Source organism: Geodermatophilus sp. URMC 64, assembly GCF_053502555.1.
This window is the reverse complement of the sequence record NZ_CP199955.1, coordinates 2,496,668-2,513,630: the sequence shown is the minus strand read 5'-3', so window position 1 is coordinate 2,513,630 and position 16,963 is coordinate 2,496,668. Positions and strand designations below refer to the sequence as shown.

At 74.1% G+C, this 16,963-nt stretch carries 25 protein-coding genes; 9 read left to right on the top strand and 16 right to left on the bottom strand.

The genetic code is table 11. From position 1 onward, the window contains the following. Window positions 1-315: 315 nt before the first annotated feature. Complete coding sequence (locus tag ACWIYF_RS12390) at window positions 316-1,374, bottom strand: DUF2332 domain-containing protein (protein ID WP_448628438.1); 1,059 nt, start codon at window positions 1,372-1,374, stop codon at window positions 316-318. 110 nt (window positions 1,375-1,484) lie between these two features. Here ACWIYF_RS12390 and ACWIYF_RS12385 point away from each other — a divergent pair, with 110 nt between their 5' ends. Continuing rightward, window positions 1,485-2,360, top strand: a complete 876-nt coding sequence (locus ACWIYF_RS12385; protein ID WP_448628437.1) for an alpha/beta fold hydrolase — start codon at window positions 1,485-1,487, stop codon at window positions 2,358-2,360. 102 nt (window positions 2,361-2,462) lie between these two features. Continuing rightward, on the top strand, window positions 2,463-2,810 hold the full coding sequence (locus ACWIYF_RS12380; protein ID WP_448628436.1) for a nuclear transport factor 2 family protein: 348 nt from the start codon (window positions 2,463-2,465) through the stop codon (window positions 2,808-2,810). Window positions 2,811-2,813: 3 nt separating this feature from the next. Here the strand turns inward: ACWIYF_RS12380 and ACWIYF_RS12375 are convergent, their stop codons facing one another. After that, entirely contained in the window at window positions 2,814-3,239 is a 426-nt protein-coding gene (locus tag ACWIYF_RS12375; protein ID WP_448628435.1) for an ester cyclase, read from the bottom strand. 3 nt (window positions 3,240-3,242) lie between these two features. Next, entirely contained in the window at window positions 3,243-3,959 is a 717-nt protein-coding gene (locus ACWIYF_RS12370) for a polysaccharide deacetylase family protein (protein WP_448628434.1), read from the bottom strand. A 68-nt stretch (window positions 3,960-4,027) separates the two neighbouring features. On the opposite strand from ACWIYF_RS12370, the gene zwf reads away from it, so the two are divergent. Further along, entirely contained in the window at window positions 4,028-5,518 is a 1,491-nt protein-coding gene (gene zwf / locus ACWIYF_RS12365; protein WP_448628433.1) for a glucose-6-phosphate dehydrogenase, read from the top strand. Between the two features lie 6 nt (window positions 5,519-5,524). On the opposite strand, the gene ACWIYF_RS12360 is transcribed toward zwf, so the two are convergent. Next, a complete protein-coding gene (locus ACWIYF_RS12360; protein ID WP_448628432.1) occupies window positions 5,525-5,971 on the bottom strand; it encodes a winged helix-turn-helix transcriptional regulator in 447 nt (148 codons plus the stop codon). Between the two features lie 86 nt (window positions 5,972-6,057). On the opposite strand from ACWIYF_RS12360, the gene ACWIYF_RS12355 reads away from it, so the two are divergent. After that, the gene (locus tag ACWIYF_RS12355) at window positions 6,058-6,555 is read left to right on the top strand and encodes an N-acetyltransferase family protein (RefSeq protein ID WP_448628431.1); all 498 of its coding nucleotides are present in this window, start codon (window positions 6,058-6,060) and stop codon (window positions 6,553-6,555) included. A gap of 20 nt (window positions 6,556-6,575) precedes the next feature. Next, window positions 6,576-6,719: a hypothetical protein gene (locus ACWIYF_RS12350; RefSeq protein ID WP_448628430.1), complete on the top strand. Its 144-nt coding sequence runs from the start codon at window positions 6,576-6,578 to the stop codon at window positions 6,717-6,719. Window positions 6,720-6,746: 27 nt separating this feature from the next. On the opposite strand, the gene ACWIYF_RS12345 is transcribed toward ACWIYF_RS12350, so the two are convergent. Continuing rightward, window positions 6,747-7,205 carry a hypothetical protein gene (locus ACWIYF_RS12345; protein ID WP_448628429.1) on the bottom strand — a complete coding sequence of 153 codons (459 nt, stop codon included), beginning with the start codon at window positions 7,203-7,205 and terminating at the stop codon, window positions 6,747-6,749. 98 nt (window positions 7,206-7,303) lie between these two features. On the opposite strand from ACWIYF_RS12345, the gene ACWIYF_RS12340 reads away from it, so the two are divergent. Together ACWIYF_RS12340 and pdxY are read left to right on the top strand one after the other, a co-directional pair. After that, window positions 7,304-8,056, top strand: a complete 753-nt coding sequence (locus tag ACWIYF_RS12340) for a Clp protease N-terminal domain-containing protein (protein ID WP_448628428.1) — start codon at window positions 7,304-7,306, stop codon at window positions 8,054-8,056. Between the two features lie 23 nt (window positions 8,057-8,079). Then, window positions 8,080-8,931 carry a pyridoxal kinase PdxY gene (gene pdxY, locus ACWIYF_RS12335; RefSeq protein ID WP_448628427.1) on the top strand — a complete coding sequence of 284 codons (852 nt, stop codon included), beginning with the start codon at window positions 8,080-8,082 and terminating at the stop codon, window positions 8,929-8,931. 9 nt (window positions 8,932-8,940) lie between these two features. On the opposite strand, the gene ACWIYF_RS12330 is transcribed toward pdxY, so the two are convergent. Further along, entirely contained in the window at window positions 8,941-9,237 is a 297-nt protein-coding gene (locus ACWIYF_RS12330; protein WP_448628426.1) for a hypothetical protein, read from the bottom strand. A gap of 125 nt (window positions 9,238-9,362) precedes the next feature. On the opposite strand from ACWIYF_RS12330, the gene ACWIYF_RS12325 reads away from it, so the two are divergent. Then, window positions 9,363-9,584 (top strand): hypothetical protein, encoded by a 222-nt coding sequence (locus tag ACWIYF_RS12325; RefSeq protein ID WP_448628425.1) that lies wholly within the window; start codon window positions 9,363-9,365, stop codon window positions 9,582-9,584. Window positions 9,585-9,594: 10 nt separating this feature from the next. Here ACWIYF_RS12325 and ACWIYF_RS12320 read toward each other — a convergent pair whose 3' ends face one another. Further along, window positions 9,595-10,032, bottom strand: coding sequence for a DUF5709 domain-containing protein (locus tag ACWIYF_RS12320; protein WP_448628424.1), 438 nt, complete (start codon window positions 10,030-10,032; stop codon window positions 9,595-9,597). Between the two features lie 47 nt (window positions 10,033-10,079). Continuing rightward, window positions 10,080-10,364 carry a DUF1905 domain-containing protein gene (locus tag ACWIYF_RS12315; protein ID WP_448628423.1) on the bottom strand — a complete coding sequence of 95 codons (285 nt, stop codon included), beginning with the start codon at window positions 10,362-10,364 and terminating at the stop codon, window positions 10,080-10,082. A gap of 96 nt (window positions 10,365-10,460) precedes the next feature. Here ACWIYF_RS12315 and pgi point away from each other — a divergent pair, with 96 nt between their 5' ends. Further along, window positions 10,461-12,092: a glucose-6-phosphate isomerase gene (gene pgi / locus ACWIYF_RS12310; protein ID WP_448628422.1), complete on the top strand. Its 1,632-nt coding sequence runs from the start codon at window positions 10,461-10,463 to the stop codon at window positions 12,090-12,092. On the opposite strand, the gene ACWIYF_RS12305 is transcribed toward pgi, so the two are convergent. The 8 genes from ACWIYF_RS12305 to ACWIYF_RS12270 form a co-directional block, all read right to left on the bottom strand. Further along, entirely contained in the window at window positions 12,089-12,877 is a 789-nt protein-coding gene (locus tag ACWIYF_RS12305; RefSeq protein WP_448628421.1) for an FAD:protein FMN transferase, read from the bottom strand. The two genes, pgi and ACWIYF_RS12305, sit on opposite strands and share 4 nt — an antisense overlap. Then, entirely contained in the window at window positions 12,874-13,320 is a 447-nt protein-coding gene (locus ACWIYF_RS12300) for an FMN-binding protein (protein WP_448628420.1), read from the bottom strand. The genes ACWIYF_RS12305 and ACWIYF_RS12300 overlap by 4 nt, the downstream gene beginning before the upstream one ends. Before the next feature lie 5 nt (window positions 13,321-13,325). Further along, on the bottom strand, window positions 13,326-14,735 hold the full coding sequence (locus ACWIYF_RS12295; RefSeq protein WP_448628419.1) for a ferredoxin reductase family protein: 1,410 nt from the start codon (window positions 14,733-14,735) through the stop codon (window positions 13,326-13,328). Window positions 14,736-14,737: 2 nt separating this feature from the next. After that, entirely contained in the window at window positions 14,738-15,184 is a 447-nt protein-coding gene (locus ACWIYF_RS12290; protein WP_448628418.1) for a hypothetical protein, read from the bottom strand. Window positions 15,185-15,283: 99 nt separating this feature from the next. After that, complete coding sequence (locus ACWIYF_RS12285) at window positions 15,284-16,141, bottom strand: class III extradiol dioxygenase subunit beta (RefSeq protein WP_448628417.1); 858 nt, start codon at window positions 16,139-16,141, stop codon at window positions 15,284-15,286. After that, window positions 16,134-16,484 (bottom strand): protocatechuate 4,5-dioxygenase subunit alpha, encoded by a 351-nt coding sequence (ligA, locus tag ACWIYF_RS12280; protein ID WP_448628416.1) that lies wholly within the window; start codon window positions 16,482-16,484, stop codon window positions 16,134-16,136. Before ligA ends, ACWIYF_RS12285 begins: the two co-directional genes overlap by 8 nt. Continuing rightward, a complete protein-coding gene (locus ACWIYF_RS12275) occupies window positions 16,481-16,672 on the bottom strand; it encodes a hypothetical protein (RefSeq protein ID WP_448628415.1) in 192 nt (63 codons plus the stop codon). The genes ligA and ACWIYF_RS12275 overlap by 4 nt, the downstream gene beginning before the upstream one ends. Then, window positions 16,669-16,947, bottom strand: coding sequence for a muconolactone Delta-isomerase family protein (locus ACWIYF_RS12270; protein WP_448628414.1), 279 nt, complete (start codon window positions 16,945-16,947; stop codon window positions 16,669-16,671). The genes ACWIYF_RS12275 and ACWIYF_RS12270 overlap by 4 nt, the downstream gene beginning before the upstream one ends. Window positions 16,948-16,963: the final 16 nt, after the last annotated feature.

Genomic DNA, 16,963 nt, shown 5'->3' with positions numbered 1-16,963 from the left:
CGGCGCTCGGTCGAGGCCGCCCGGCTGTACACCGCGGCAGCGGCGCTGTTCGACAGCTCCGGCCAGCCGTTCGACGCCGTCCGCTGCCGGGCCGCCCTCGAACCGGCCGCGGCGTCGGCTCGGTAGCGCTGGCGCGTTCGACGCGATCCGCGCCCTGAAGGCGCCTCAGGGACAGCCCATCCGCGCGGCGAGATGCGCGGTCTCGTGGCTTCCCGGGCCGGATAGCCACGAGACCGCGTATCTCGGAGCGGTGGCCGATCCGGATGCGCATGTGGCTGCGGCGTCATCCCCAGTGACGGTTGCGCCGACGAACTACTAAGCGTCGGCCAGCCACGCCAGCAGGCGACCCCGCGACCAGCAGCGGCCGACGGCCTCGGCGTGCAGAGCCGAGTGCTCGAAAACGGCCAGCCCGATGATGCTGTGGCCGGAGGCGCGGCGATCGCCGAACGTCGGTATCGCCGGCGCCACGCCCACCCCCTCCACCGACACCCACGCCACCGGCCGGTCGGTCGCCGCCTCGTCGAGGCGGTGGAGGAAGCGCAGGCGGCGTTCGAGCGGTAAGCGCGACAGCGCCCAGGTCGTGGTGACGACGGGCAGGGCGTCCGCGGGAACACGGGCGAGGGCGTCGGGCAGCACGTCGACGGCGTCTCCTCGCAGCAGCAGGGGCGGGGCCGTAGTCGCCAACGCCAGCTCCGCTTCGAGCCTCGCGATCCGCTCCGGCTGATCCGGCGGCAGGCACGCGCGCAACCACCGGGCGTCGTCCGCGTCGGTCACGTCGATCGGATCCGGGTCGACGCCGATCCGGGCAACGACGTCGGGTATCGCCCGGGTCGGGACGGGCCGGTCGCCGACGATCGACGCCGACTGCTGCACGGGAGACGACGGGTCGCCCAGCGATTGTCCGTTGCTGTACGTGATGCCGACGCGATCCACAGTGAGATTCAGCCCGGCCGAACAGCCCACGTCGATCAGCCCGACCGCATGCGCGCCCACCCGGCGCGCCGCCTCCGCGATGGCGGGGTACAGCACGGCGCAGCGTCCGGTCTCGTCGGCCCGCACCTTCCGGCGGACGGCGACGGCCACGACCGAGTCGGTCATCCGCAGCAGCGCGTCGATCGCCGCGCGAGCAGCGGCGTCGCCGTCCCCAGCGGCATAGGCAGCGGCCAGTGCCGGGGCACGTCCGGCGAGGGCGAGGTCGTGCAGCGCGGCGAGGATCACGGTGGGATGACGCGTGCGCGCCGGCGCGGTCTCGATGGCGCGCAGCGCCTCGGCGGACTCGCTCAGGGCGACGGCGACGCGCTCGTAGAGCGGCGAGGTCCCGGCCGCGTCCACCTCACCGAAGCGCCGGTAAACCTGCGCGGTCGGCCGTGCCATCCCGGCGACTCTAGCCACGGGGACGACGGCCGCCACACCGATGAGATCGGGTGCGGCCGACGGTCGACACGGCTGTACCGCACTCCACTTCCATGCGCAGGGAGTCGACGATGACCACCGCGATCAGCACGCACACCCTCGACGCCCCCGGCGCCACCCTCACCTACGACGTGCGCGGCACGCTCGACGACGGGATACCCCTGCTGCTGATCGGCTCCCCGATGGGCGCGGAGGGATTCGGCACGCTGGCCGGCCACTTCCCCGACCGGACGGTCGTCACCTACGACCCCCGGGGCACCGGGCGCAGCCGCCGCACCGACGGCTCCGGCGAGATCACGCCCGACCACCACGCCGGCGACCTGCGGCTGATCGTCGAGGCGATCGGCGGCGGGCCGGTCGACGTGTTCGCCAGCAGCGGCGGCGCGGTCAACGCCCTGGCATGGGTGGCGCAGCACGGCGAGCAGGTGCGCACCCTGGTGGCCCACGAGCCCCCGCTGGCCCGGGTGCTGCCCGACCGCGACGCCCTCACCGCGGCGATCGAGGACATGCACCGGACCTATCAGCGCAGCGGGATGGGCCCGGCGATGGCCAAGTTCATGGTCCTCGCCGGCCACGACGGCGTGCTGCCCGACGGCTACCGGTACCCGCCGGTCGACCCCGCCCAGTTCGGCCTGCCGGCCGAGGACGACGGCGGCCGGGACGACGCGCTCCTGGGCCAGAACCTGCGCACCTGCACCGGCTACCAGCCCGACGTCGACGCCCTGCGCACAGCCGGCACCCGGATCGTGATCGCCCGCGGCGCGGCCTCCGGCCAGACGATGGCGGCGCGCGGCGCGGACGCGGTCGCCGCGGCGCTCGGGTCCGAGCCGGTCGTCTTCCCCGGCGGTCACGGCGGGTTCCTCGGCGGCGAGTACGGCCAGCACGGGGAGCCGGACGCCTTCGCGCAGCGCCTGCGTGAGGTGCTCGGGGACCCCGAGCCGCGCTGAGCACGGTCGCCGGCCCGTTCCGGCTCGGCCCTGGTGCCGGCCCCCTCCCCCGCCGGAGAATGCGCCCGCACCGTCGCCCCGCCCGAGACCGAGGAGAACGGCATGGCCCGCACCCCGCAGGAGATCTTCGCCCACCACGCGAGCGCCCTGATGGCCGGCGACGTCGACGAGATCGTCGCCGACTACACCGACGACGCCGTGTTCATCACCCCGGAAGGTGTCCGGCGGGGCAAGGACGGCGTCCGGGAGGCCTTCACCGAGCTGTTGAAGGCCCTGCCCGAGGCCACCTGGGACGTGCCGCTGCAGATCTTCGAGGGCGACGCGCTGTTCATCACGTGGTCGGCGGTGTCCAAGGCCGCCCGCTGCTCCGACGGCGTCGACACGTTCGTCTTCGACGGCGACGGCATCCGCCTGCAGACGGTCCGCTTCACGCTGGAACAGACCGGCTGACCCTCACAGCGGCAGCCGGACGGCGCCCACCGAGGCCAGCGCCCCGAGCTCGTCGGCGACCATGCGGATCGCGCTGATCCGGCCGTCGGTGAGGGTCAGGACGTCGATGATCCGCAGCTCCAGGTGCTGCCCGGTGGGCGCCAGCGGACCGGCGGCGGTGTTCAGCGTGCCCACCTGCCGCCCGGCCATCCGGAAGGCGAGGGCCACCTTGCCGTCCCCCTCCACGACGTCCAGGACCTCGCGCTCGGGGGCCTCGAACACGCCCTGCAGCGCGCGGGCCCGGGCGACCAGGTCCGCGGCGGTCAGCGGCGAGCCGTTGACGGTCACCGGGTCGGTGTAGAGCTCGCGGAAGGCGTCCGCGGCCGCGGCGTCGTCGTCCGGGAGGTGGTCGGTCCACAGCCGCAGCAGCCGGTCCGGGTCGAAGGCCATGGGTCATGGTGCGCGCGATCCGGCCAGCTCCGACAGGGTGACCGGGCGGAACCCGCGCTCGGCGAGCGCGGTCAGCAGCCGGTCGGTGAGCGGTACGACGCCCGCGCGCTCGTCGTAGCCCTCGTGGAGGACGACGATCGACCCCGGCCGGACCCGCCGGAGCACGAAGCGCAGCTCCCGGTCGAGGTCGCGCACCTCCAGATCCCGGACGGCGATGCTGCCCAGCGCCGTCCGGTAGCCGTACCGGCGGGCGGCGCGCAGCATGCCGGGGCGGATCCAGCCCGAGCCCGGCCGCAGGAAGACCGGCCGCGCCCCGGCCCGCCGCAGCACGGTGTCGGTCGCGGCGAGGTGGCAGCGGAAGTCGCGGGCAGACAGCAGCGCACTCGGCCGGTCGTCCCACAGGTGGTTCCCGACCTCGTGCCCGGCGCGCACCAGATCGGCGACCAGGCGCGGCTCCCGGGCGGCGTGCGAGCCGAGCAGGAAGAAGGTCGCCGTCGCCCCGTGCCGGGCCAGGACGCCGGCCAGCGCGGGGGTCAGCTCCTGGTGCGGCCCGTCGTCGAAGGTGAGCGCCACCCGCGGCGCCGTCGTCCGCACCGCGAACAGGACCGGCCGGGACACGCGGGCCAGCACGGCGGCGAGCAGCGGGGACTGCCGCAGCGCGCCGACGGCGACCGCAGCGGCGACGGCGCCCGCCACGCGGACCGGGATCCCGAAGGCCATGCGGGCACGGTAGAAAGACCGCACGGACGGCGCGATGGCCGTCGTCGTCCCTGACGGGGGAGAGGTAGATGAGCACCGACCAGGAACGGCGGTCCCCTCCCTGCGCGCTGGTGATCTTCGGCGCCTCCGGCGACCTGACCGCCCGCAAGCTGCTGCCCGCCCTCGAGCGGCTCGCCGAGTACGGCGGCCTGCCGCCGGAGGTCGCGCTGATCGGCGTCGCCCGCACCCCGATGAGCGACGAGGAGTTCGCGGCCTACTGCCGGGACAAGGTGCCCGGCGCCGACAACGCGCGCTGGGCCGAGCTCGCCGCCGGGGCGCGGTACGTGTCCGGCGGCTACGACGATCCGGCCACCTACTCCCGGCTGGCCGAGGTGCTCGGCGAGTGCGACCGGTCGCGCGGCACCGGCGGCAACCGCGTCTACTACTTCTCCACCCCGCCGCGGCTGTTCGGGCCGATCGCGCTCAGCCTCGGCAAGGCCGGCCTCTCCGTGCCGGAGGGCGACTCGTTCGTCCGCGCGGTCATCGAGAAGCCGTTCGGCTGGGACGAGACCAGCGCCCGCGAGCTCTACAGCGACCTGTCCTCGGCCTTCACCGAGGAGCAGATCTTCCGCATCGACCACTACCTGGCCAAGGAGACGGTGCAGAACCTGCTGGCGCTGCGGTTCGCCAACTCCATCTTCGAGCCGATCTGGAACCGGACCTGGGTCGACAACGTGCAGATCACCGTCGCCGAGACCCTCGGCGTCGGCGACCGGGGCGGGTTCTACGAGACCACCGGCGCGATGCGCGACATCGTGCAGAACCACGTGCTGCAGGTGCTCTCGCTGTTCCTCATGGAGCCGCCGACGTCCTTCCACCCGGAGGCGATCCGCGACGAGAAGGTGAAGCTGCTGCGGGCGATCCGGCCGCTCGAGGAGGAGGCGGAGATCGCGGCCAACGCCGTCCGGGGGCAGTACACGCGCGGCGGCACCCGCGAGGACCTCATGCCCGGGTACCGCGAGGAGCCGGGGGTCGACCCGCTGAGCTCCACCGAGACGTTCGTGGCGATGCGCCTGGAGGTCGCCAACTGGCGGTGGAACGAGGTGCCGGTGTACGTGCGGACCGGCAAGCGGCTGCCGGCGCGGGTCACCGAGGTGGCGATGGAGTTCCACCGGCCGCCGCAGCTGCCGCTGTTCCCGGGCAGCTCCGGTGACCTGGAACCCGACGCGCTGATCGTCCGCGTCCAGCCCGACGAGGGGCTCTCCCTGCGCTTCGGCGCGAAGGTCCCCGGCCACGCCTTCCGGGTGCAGAAGGCCTCGATGGACTTCTCCTACGAGAGCTTCGAGCAGCAGGCGATCGAGGCCTACGAGCGGGTCATCCTCGACGCGCTGATCGGCGACCCGACGCTGTTCATCCGGGCCGACGAGGTCAGCCGGTCCTGGAAGATCGTCGACCCGGTGCTGCAGTACTGGGACACCGACGCGCGGCCGATCCCGCTCTACCAGGCCGCGACCTGGGGGCCGCCCGAGGCGCGCGAGCTGATCCGGCGCGACGGCCGCAAGTGGCGGCGCTCCGGCTGACCCCGGTCAGCGCGGGACGGGGGTCACCTCGCGGGCGCTGTCGAGGGCGTGCCCGTCCTCGCAGGTCAGCGTGAGGTGCACCGGGGCGCCGCAGTCGCGGTGCCGCAGCTCCATCATCCCGGCGCCGTCGGCCAGGTAGCGGTCGCCCCACTCCATGAGCGCGACCAGGGTCGGGTAGAGGTCGATCCCCTTGCGGGTCAGCCGGTACTCGTGGCGCTGCCGCTCCCCCTCGGCCTGGTAGGGCACGCGGCGCAGGATCCCCTGGTCGACCAGGGTGGCCAGCCGGTCGGTCAGGACGGCGCGCGGCGCCCCGAGGATGCGCTGGAAGTCGGCGAACCGGCGCACCCCGAGGAAGGCCTCGCGCAGCACCAGCAGGCTCCACTTCTCACCGACGACGGCCAGCGTCCCGGCGACCGAACACCGCGACCGGTCCAGCTCCAGCAGCTCGCTCACGGGACCCAGCATAAATCTTCTGAGTTCGCTTGACGAACCAAGCTCCACGGGAGCAGAGTTCATAGCACGAACCCAGGAGGTCCGACATGGACATCGCGGTGGCGACCAGGCCGATCCAGGACGACGACGAGGAGCGCTTCTACCGGCTCTGGCCGCGGCTGTCGGCCGAGACCCGGTACCGCCGCTTCCACGCCCCGGTGCACCGGCTGCCGACGTCGCTGGTGCACCACCTGGTGCACGTCGACCACGACGCGCGCGACGCGGTCGTGGCCGTGGTCGGGGGCGAGGTGGTCGGCGTCGCCCGCTACGACCGCTCCCCCACCGATCCGACGTCGGCCGAGTTCGCCGTCGTCGTCGAGGACGACTGGCAGAACGTCGGCCTCGGCCGGCAGTTGCTCGGCGAGCTGACCCGGCTGGCCGCCCGGCGCGGCATCCGCGAACTCACCGCGACCGTGCAGGCCGACAACGACCGCATGGTCCGGCTGATCCGCCGGCTGCTGCCCGGCGCCACCCTCACCCCCGACTCCGGCGTCTACACCGTGCGCAGCCCGATCGCGCCCGCCCCCGTGGCCGCCGCCTCCTGAATCCGAGAGAGAAACCCGCCATGAACCGCCTGCGCACCGCCCTCGCCCGCCACCGCGCGACCCGCGCCCACCTGCGCGAGGAACGGGTCCTGCAGCACGCCCTCGCCGGCGCGCCGACCGTCGAGTCGGCGCACGAGATCGCCGCCCTGCTCACCCGCCGCTGAGCGCCGCGGCCGCGCCGAACGCCCGCGTCACGCCGTCCGGTGGTAGGTGAGCCCGAAGTCCAGCCGCCACTCGACGCCGTCGTCGGAGGTCTCCCACCGCCCGCGAATGGTGTCCGCGCCGTCGGCGAACGTGCCGGTGAACCGCTGCCGGAAGTCCAGCGGCGAGAAGTCGGGCTCGAGCCGGGTCAGCGTCCACGTGCTGCCGTCGAACGTCATGGCGTACAGCCGGACGACGCCGCGCGAGTCGAAGTAGTGCTGCACGAACCCGTCCGGACGGCGGTCGTCCGGCGCGATCAGCGCGTGCACCTCCGGGGCGTCCGGGTGGTCGGCGCCGGAGCGCTGGACGAGGAAGCGCCGGCCGAGGACCCACTCGAAGGTGGTCCACCCGCGCACGCCGGACACGTCCCCCGACGGGAACTCGGCCGCCACGCTCCAGTGCCCGACGAAGGGCTGCAGCGCCCGCAGGTCCGGTCCGTCGTCCGCCATGGCGGCCAGCCTCCACCCGGACCCGCGCTCCGGACCAGCACCAGCCGGGCGTCAACCCGATGTTGACGGCCGCGCACCGTCAACCTAGGGTTGACGACATGACGCAACCCCCGCTGTCCGGCGCCGTCCGGCTCGACGACCTCATCCAGACCATCACCACCGCGCACACCGATCCGCTCGAGCAGCTGACCGACGCCGTGCTCGTCGCCGACCACATCGGCGAGGTGGCCGACGCCCTGATCGGCCACTTCGTCGACCGCGCCCGCCGCACCGGCGCCTCGTGGACCGAGATCGGGGCCAGCATGGGCGTGACCAAGCAGGCCGCGCAGAAGCGGTTCGTGCAGCGCGGCGCCGCGGAGTCCGCCGCTCTCGACCCGAACGCCGGGTTCGGCCGGTTCACGCCGCGGGCCCGCAACGTCGTCGTCACCGCGCAGAACGAGGCGAAGGCCCACGGGAACGACCGGATCGCCATCGGCCACCTGGTGCTCGGGCTGCTGGCGGAGCCGCAGGCCATCGCCGGCCGGATCATGGTCGCACAGGGACTGTCGCTGGACCGGGTGCGGGAGGTGGCGGAGAGGACGCTGCCCGCCCGCGCGGCCGCACCGGCCCCCGAGATGGTGCCGTTCGACGACCTGGCCAAGTCGGTCCTCGAGGGCACGTTCCGCCAGGCGCTGCGGCTCGGGCACAACTACATCGGCACCGAGCACATCCTGCTGGCACTGCTGGACGCCGAGGACGGCACCGGCGTGCTCGCCGGCCTCGGGCTGGACCGGGAGCGGGCGGAGCGCCAGATCGGCGAGCTGATCAGCGCGGCGGTGGCGGACGCGGCGGGCGCCGAGCAGGCCCGGTAGCCCGTGTGCCACCGTTGCCGCCCGTGACGTCCGTTCTCTCCATCCAGTCCCACGTCGCGTACGGGCACGTCGGCAACTCCTCGGCGGTGTTCCCGCTGCAGCGCCTCGGCATCGAGGTGTGGCCGGTGCACACGGTGCAGTTCTCCAACCACACCGGCTACGGCGAGTGGCGCGGCCGGGTCTTCGACGGCCAGGCGGTCGAGGAGATCGTGGCGGGCATCGCCGACCGCGGCGTGCTGGGCGGCTGCGACGCCGTCCTGTCCGGGTACCTCGGCTCGGCCGACATCGGGCACGCGGTCGTGCAGACCGTGCAGCAGGTGCGCGCAGCGAACCCCGCCGCGGTGTACTGCTGCGACCCGGTCATCGGTGACGTCGGCCGCGGGGTGTTCGTGCGGCCCGGGATCGAGGAGCTGCTGCGCGAGGTCGCCGTCCCCGCCGCGGACATCGTGACCCCGAACCACTTCGAGCTCGACCTGCTGGCCGGCGCCGCCACGCGCTCGCTCGCCGAGGTGCGGGAGGCCGTCGCGGCGGTGCACGCGCTGGGACCGCGCGTCGTCCTCACCACGTCGCTGATCACCGACGACACCCCGGACGACGCCGTCGACCTGCTGGCCTCCGAGGGCGGGCGGCACTACCGCGTCCGCACGCCCCGGCTGTCGGTGTCGGTCAACGGGGCCGGCGACGCGATCGCGGCGCTTTTCCTCGCCGCGTGGCTGGAGACGCGCTCCGCCGGCGCGGCCCTCGGCCGGGCCGCGGCGTCGGTGTTCGGGCTGCTCGCCCGCACCGAGGCGGCGGGGTCCCGGGAGATCCTGCTGGTCGACGCGCAGGAGGAGTTCGTCGCGCCGTCGCGGACCTTCGACGTGCAGGAGCTCTGAGGGCCGCGCTCAGGGACGGGGGTTGGTCCGCGTCCAGCCGCGCTCGTCACGGCGGCCGCCCTGGGCGGCCCGGCAGCGGCGGCACACGGCCTGCACGCCCTCCGCGTGCCGGCCGGACTCGGGCTGGACGTCGGCCCAGCCGACGTGCGGGAAGCGGGTCAGCCGGGACCGGGACAGCGCCAGCCCGCAGACCGTCTCGTTGCGGCCCCGCTCCCACGCGTGCACCTCACCGGCCGGATAGCGGACGCCGTCGTCGGGGTCGATCCACTGGTCCGCGGCCGCGACCGCCGCGTTGCGCGCTCCCATGCGCGCAGCCTTACCCGGATCCGCCCGCGCGAGAAAGCGTCAAGCGGCCGCGGAGGGGGTAGTCAGCGCGCGACGAGCCACGGGTCGAACACACGGGCCGACGCTCCCCATCTTGGAAAGTTGCCATGCCGAAGCCTGTCGACCTGGTCGCCGACATCGACCGCCGGATCCTCGCCGCCTTCACCGACCTCAACGTGGCCCGCGCGCGCTTCTACCTGACACCGTGCGGGGAGATCGTCACCGCGTGCGAGGCCGCCGAGTCGGCGGTGAACGAACTCCTCGAGCTCCGCTTCTCCCTCACCCACGGCTCCGCCGCCGAGGCGCACCCGCCGCTGCAGGCCGCCTGACCCTCGCGGATCAGCGGTCGTCGTCGCGGACGACGTGGACGGCGGCCTCCTCGGCCGACGCCCCGGCACCGTCGATGCCGTCGTCCTCGGCCCAGAGCTCGGGCTCGTCGTCGCCGTAGCCGTCGTCGCCCTCGCTGAGCCGGCCGGCGCGCCGGTCGCCGACCTCGTCGTCGCGCAGCTCGCCGTCGGTGCCGACGACGTCGCCGAGCCCGTCACCGTCGTCCTCGTCGACGGTGTCGGGCAGCTCGCGCGCGAGGCGCCCGTCGAGGCTCTCGCCGGCCGACTCCTCGCGCTCGGTCATGCCCCAGTCGGTGACCGCCCGGGGGCGGTCGGCCGGGGACCAGCCGGTGTCGAGCGCGTTGTCGTCGGTGAGCGTGTCCTCGGGCTCGAGCAGGCCCGTCGCCTCTTCGGGGTCGGTCCCGTCGGTGTCGTAGATGCCGCCGCCCATGCCGCTCCCCTTCCGCCGTCCGCCCATCGTGGCGGGCGGGCGGCGCTCTAGGCCAGCCGCTCCTCCAGGCGGACGGTGACGGTGTCGCCGGGGCCCTTGCCGATCGCGCGCCGCACGTCGTCGCGCACCGGGAGCTTGTGCGTCCCGTCCCCCAGCGCCATGAAGGAGCTGCGGAACGGGTGCCCGTCGACGGTGCCGCGCACCTTCACCAGGCCGCGGGTGCCGAAGTACTCGGCCGAGCCGTCCATCTGCACGTAGGTCCAGCCGCCCTTGGCCGGGCTCTGCCGCAGCACGGCGCTGAACTCGGTGTCCAGCGGTCCGGTCGTTCCCATGGTCGCCGTCCTCTCCTCGCCTGCACCGGTTCGGACCGTCCGCCGCGCGGGAAGTCATCGGTGGCCGCCCGACGGCCCGTGCGGAAGGGTTGGCGCATGCGGATCAGCGAGACCCCGGAGTGGCAGGCACTGGCGGCGCACCACGGGGAGATCCGGGACCGCCACCTCCGGGAGCTGTTCGCCGAGGACCCCGACCGCGGCAGCGGCCTCGTCGTCCGCGCCGGGGACCTGACCCTCGACTACTCCAAGAACCGGCTGACCCGCGAGACGGTCCGGCTGCTCGGCGCCCTCGCCGACCGGGCCGGGCTGCGCGAGCGCACCGAGGCGATGTTCGCCGGCGAGCACATCAACACCACCGAGGACCGCGCCGTCCTGCACGTGGCCCTGCGGGACCCGGCGACCGGCGGGCGGACCGTCGACGGGCAGGACGTGCAGGCCGACGTGCACGAGGTCCTCGGCCGGATGGCCGACTTCGCGAACCGCGTCCGCGGCGGCGAGTGGACCGGGCACACCGGCGAGCGGATCCGCGCGGTGGTGAACATCGGCATCGGCGGCTCCGACCTCGGCCCGGCGATGGCCTACCAGGCGCTGCGCGACTACTCCGAGCGGTCGATCACCTTCCGGTTCGTCTCCAACATCGACCCGACCGACCTGGCCGAGGCCACCCGCGACCTCGACCCGGCGAGCACGCTGTTCATCGTCGCGTCGAAGACGTTCACCACCCAGGAGACGCTGACCAACGCCACGGAGGCCCGGCGCTGGCTGGTCGACGGGCTGGGCGGGGACGACAAGGCGGTCGCCAAGCACTTCGTCGCCGTCTCGACCAACGCCGAGAAGGTCGCCGAATTCGGCATCGACACCGCCAACATGTTCGGCTTCTGGGACTGGGTCGGCGGCCGGTACTCGTTCACCTCGGCGATCGGCCTGTCGCTCATGGTCGCGATCGGCCCCGAGCACTACCGGGCGCTGCTCGACGGCTTCCACACCGTCGACGAGCACTTCCGCACCGCGCCGTGGGAGGAGAACCTTCCGGCGCTGCTGGGCCTGATCAGCGTCTGGTACATCGACTTCTTCGGCACCCAGACCCAGGCCGTGCTGCCGTACTCGCAGTACCTGGCCCGCTTTCCCGCTTACCTGCAGCAGCTGTGCATGGAGTCCAACGGCAAGTCGGTGCGGCTCGACGGCTCGGGCGTGGACGTCGCGACCGGCGAGATCGTCTGGGGCGAGCCGGGCACCAACGGCCAGCACGCCTTCTACCAGCTGCTGCACCAGGGCACGGTGCTGGTCCCGGCCGACTTCATCGGCTTCGCGCAGCCCAATCACGACCTGGACGGCATGCACGACCTGTTCCTGTCCAACTTCCTCGCCCAGCCGCGGGCGCTCGCCTTCGGCCGGACGGCGGAGGAGGTCGCGGCCGAGGGGACGGCGGAGGCGGTGGTCCCGCACCGCGTCATGCCGGGCAACCGGCCGTCCAACGCGATCGTCGCGCCGAAGCTGACGCCGTCCACCCTCGGCCAGCTGGTCGCCGCCTACGAGCACCGGGTCTTCACCCAGGGCGTGATCTGGGGCATCAACCCCTTCGACCAGTGGGGCGTCGAGCTCGGCAAGGTCATGGCCAACCAGCTGGCGCCGATGCTGCAGAGCGAGGGCGCGCCGGAGTACGACTCGGACTCCTCGACCAACGCGCTGGTCAAGCTGCTGCGCGAGGGCCGCGGCCGCCCGGCCTAGACGATCTCCCGGTCCCCGAAGACGGTGGTCGAGCCGTCGGCCCAGACCACCAGCCCGGCCCGCCCGGGCCGGGTGTCCAGCCAGCGGGCCGCGTCGGTGCCCTGCGCATAGGCCGCCGTGGCATCGATGTCCGCGTCGGTCAGCGACGCCGCGACCACGGTGACCGAGGCGACCCCGAGGGGACGGCGGCCGGTGCGCGCGTCGACGAGGTGCGCGCCGCGGTGCGCCGTCCCGGACGTCGCGACGGCGCCGGTGTGCACCGGGACGACGGCGACCAGCCGGCTCGGGTCGTGCGGGTCCTCGACGCCGATCCGCCACGGCGGCGCGCCGGGGTCCAGCGTGCGGCAGAGCAGGTCCCCGCCGGCGGAGAGGCAGAAGTCGGTGTCCGGCAGCGCCCGCAGCGCGGCGGCGGCGCGCTCGGCCGCCCACCCTTTCACCACACCGCTCGGATCGAGGACGACGGCGCCGTCCGGCCCGGCCCGGCGGACGGCGAACGCCCCGCCCGACGCCGCCTCGGCCGCGGCGCCGAGCGCGAGCACCTCGCCCACCTCGGGCGGGCAGTCGGCGAGGGCGAGCCCGCCGCGGCCCAGCCGGGAGACGGCGGAGTCGGCGCGGTAGGTGCTGAACACCCGGTCGACCTCCCGGAGCACCGCCACCACCTCGGCCCACGCCGCGAGCACGCGGCGGTCGGTGGCGTGCGGGCCGCGCAGTGCCAGGCTGATCGGCATCCCCATGACCTGCTCCGCGAAGCGGGCCACCGGCGGCGCCACCGCCGGTGCGCTCACAGGCCCGCCTCGTCCAGCGCGCCCTGCAGCGACTCGAGGTAGCCCTCGCTGGTCACCGTGGCGCCGGTGACCATGTCGATGTCGGCGCTCTGCGCGTCGATCGTCTCCTGCACCAGCACCGGCAGCGCGCGGGCGTTGATCTGCCGGTCCTTGCCGAGCTCGCGCGGGTAGTCGACGACGGTCACGTCGGTGAGGACGCCGTCCGCGACGGTGATCTGCACCTGGACGGGGCCCCACCGGGTGTCGGCCGACGGGCCGGTCACGGTGCGCCCCGTGCCCGAGTCGGCGGTGCCCGGCTCCGTGGACGCGGAGAAGCCCGAGCCCGCGTCCGGAGCGGCGACCACGGCCCCCGTCGTCAGCTGCGACGACGTCGACGTCCGGTAGCCGAACAGCAGGACGAGCACGGTGAGCGTGCTCATCGCCCACAGCACGATGCGTCTCACGCCGGTCACCACCCGAAGCTCTCGACGTGGAAGCGCTCCGGCGGCAGCCCGGCGGCCTCGGTCGTGCGGCGCACGTCCTCGGCCCACTCCTCCGGGCCGCAGACGTAGACGTCGCGCTCGGCGATGTCCGGCACCCAGTAGCGCAGCGCGGTCAGGTCGTCGGCCGGGCCGATGCCCGTCCCGAGCCACGAGCGGGGGGCCCGCCGGTGGCCGGGCAGCCGGACGAGGTCCAGCCCCCGCTCGGCGGCCAGCAGGCACAGCTCCCGCTCGAGCAGCGGCCGCTCCGGGAAGCGGTAGAGCAGCACCGCCTCACCCGGCGCGTAGTCCATCCCCTCGGCCAGCGCGCGCAGCGGCGTGACGCCGACGCCGGCGGCGACGAACGCGATCTTTCGGCGGGTGCGGGCGCGGGCGGAGAGCCGGCCGTAGGGGCCCTCCACGAGCACCCGCGTGCCCGGGCGCAGGTCGCGCAGCTGCGCGCTGCCGTCGCCGAGCTCCTTGACCGTGATCCGGAGGCTCTGGCCGTCCGGTGCGGCGGACAGCGAGTACGGGTGCGCGCGGCTCCAGCCGCGTCCGGTGAGGAAGCGCCAGGAGAAGAACTGCCCGGCCTGGGCCGGCAGCCGGTCCAGCCGCCGCCCGGTCAGGTAGACGGAGACGACGCCGTCGTCCTCGGGGACGACGGAGGTGACCCGCAGGCGGTGCCGCGCGCTGCGCACCAGCGGCAGGCCGATCCGCCAGACCAGCACCGCGCCCGCGGCCAGGATCCACAGGCCCCACCAGAACACCGTCGCCGCGGGTGAGGTGAGGAACTCCTGCCCCGTCCACAGCTGGTGCGGCAGTGCCAGCCCGACACCGAGGTAGGCGTAGAGGTGCAGCAGGTGCCACGACTCGTAGCGCAGCTTCCGGCGGGCCGCCCGGACGCTGGTGACCACCACCATGACCAGGCAGGCGGTGCCGGCGACGGCCAGCAGCATGCCCGGGTGGTCGACGGTGAGCTCCCACAGCGTCGCCGGTGTCCGGGTCAGCTCGCCGGCCGCGTAGCCCCAGGTGATGAGCACCAGGTGGGCCAGCATCAGGGTGAACGAGGTGAACCCGGTCAGGCGGTGCAGCCGGGCCAGCCGGTCCTGCCCGAACGCCGCCTCGAGCACCGGCACGCGGGCCATGAGCAGCACCTGCGCGAGCAGCAGCAACGAGGCGAGCAGCCCGGTCAGCCGGCCGGCCGAGGTCAGCCCGGTCTCCCAGCCCGCCAGGTCCTGCACTCCCCCGCCGGCGGCCCACCAGTAGGTGACCAGCAGCAGGCCGAGCCAGAGCGCGACGGCCGCGCCGGTGCGGACGGCGGCGTCGAGCCGGGCCCGCGATGAGGACGGGCCGTACGCCGAGGCGGGCACCGAGGCGTACGGCGCGGTCACGACGGCCACGGCTACGTGGTGCTCTGGTCGGTGCCGGCGGTGCCCTGATCGGTGCCGTCGGGCGCGGTCGCCGCGCCGTCGTCGTCCCCGTCGACGTCGCCGTCGAAGTCCGGCGGCGTGCCGGTGCCGAAGTCCGGCCGGCTGCCGTGGTCGCCGGGGAACTGCCCGGGAACCCCGCCCTCCTGGCTCGGGTCGACGTCCTGCACGACCCCGGTGTCGGTGGCGGCGTTGCCGGACGACGCCTGCCCGATGACGAAGCCGCCGAGCCCGCCGGCGGCCACGAGGCCGAGGGCGGCCGCGGCCACCGCGGCCCGGCCGCGACCGGTCCGGGGCGGCTCCGGCGTCGGGCCGGCCTGCGGCGGCGCCTGGGGTGGCTGCCAGGTGGGCGCCGGGGCCGGCTGTGGTGTGGTGCCCGGCTCCCGGCGCGAACCGCTGTGGGCGCTGTCGTTCTCGCTCACGTCACTCCTCTGCGTCACTGCGTGTGCAGCGATCGTGAGCGAGCGGCGTGAAAGCGGGCCGTGCCGAAGCTGTGTGCCGGCTGTACGTTCTTATGGGCCTCAGGCGAGGACCGGCGCCCGGTTGTCGAAGAGCGCAAGGCCGGCGGCGGTGTTGGACGCCGGCACGAAGTAGTGCGAGTGCACCTTCGCCACCTGCTCGTTCAGGGCGCCGCGCATGATCAGCCACATGATCAGCTCGATGCCCTCGGAGCCGGCCTGCCGGATCAGCTCCTCGCGGGAGAGGGCGGCGAGCCGGGCGGGGTCCTTCTCGATCGCCTCCATCCACATGGCGTCGAACTCGGGGTTGATGAAGCCCGCCCGGGCGCCGGCCAGCTGGTGCGACATGCCGCCCGTCCCGAGGATCCCGACCGTGATGTCGCGGTCGTAGCTGCGGATCGCCCGGCCCAGGGCCTGGCCGAGGGCGTAGCAGCGCGCGGCCGTGGGCTGCGGGTACTGGATGACGTTGACCAGCAGCGGGATCACCGGGCACGGCCAGGCCTCGCCGGGGTCCGGCGTCCACACCGACAGCGGCACGGTGAACCCGTGGTCGACGGCGAGCTCCTGGAAGACGGTGAGGTCGAAGCCCTCGTCGACCAGGCTCTCCAGCAGGTGCAGGGACAGGTCCGGGTCGCCGACGACGTCGGGCACCGGGCGGCGGCCGAAGCCCTCGTCGGCCACCTCGTAGCGCTCCGCGGTGCCGATCCCGAAGGTCGGGACGATGTCGAGGTCGATGCCGTTGGCGTGGTCGTTGTAGACGACGATCGCCACGTCCGGCGTGTGCTCGGCCAGCCACGCCCGCGCCGGGGCGTAGCCGTCGAAGAGCGCCTTCCAGGTCGGGTCCTCGGTCCTGCCCCGGTCCATCGCGGCGCCGATCGAGGGCACGTGCGAGGTCGCCAGGCCCCAGATCACCTCAGCCATCCCGCCGTCCTCCCGAACGCATCGCCGCCACGAACTCCTCCTCGGTCATGCCGCTGAACACGCCGCCGAGGTACTGCATCGACCGGCCGTCCATCATGGCCAGCTTGTACACGTAGAAGATGCTGCCGCCGAGGTCGATCATCGCCTGCCAGTCGCGGTCCAGGACCGCCTTCTCCTGCTCGGCGGTCAGCCCGAACTCGCGGCAGTAGGCGGCCTCGTCGGCCAGGAACCGCTCCCGGGCGGCCGCGTCGCGCAGGCTCATGAACAGCTTGTTCATCCGGAAGCCGCGCCGGCTGGTCTGCCCGTCGAACACCGGCGTCCCGGGCACCTCGAAGCGCGTCACGACCGGACCTCCGCCGGGCTCGGCGCGGGCGCGGGCGCGGGCGCGTGCTCGTGCTCGTGCTCGTGGTCGTCGAGCCACTCCCACAGCTCCCGTGGGTGGGGGCTGGTGAAGGTCCGCCCGCACCAGCAGCGGCCGACCATCTCCCCGTCGTGCTGGCGGAAGGAGATGCGCAGCTCGCGGGTGGTCACTTGCGCTCCTGGGGGTGGGTGGCCAGCGCCTCGACGTGCACGTCGAGCCACGGCGCCATCGGCAACGACATCAGCGCGTCGTGCAGCTCGGCCGGGTCGGCGGCCTCGTAGAGGCCGATCGTCGCGTTGCGGCCGGGCACCCGCCACAGCCGCTTGAGGATCCCGGCCGCGCGCAGCTCCATCGCCCGCGCGCGCTCCCCCGCCCGCAGCTCCTCCCGCCGCTCGGGCGGGGTGTCGGCGGGCAGCCGGTTCTCGGACCGGACGAGGAACTCCACGGCTTCTCCTCCTGCA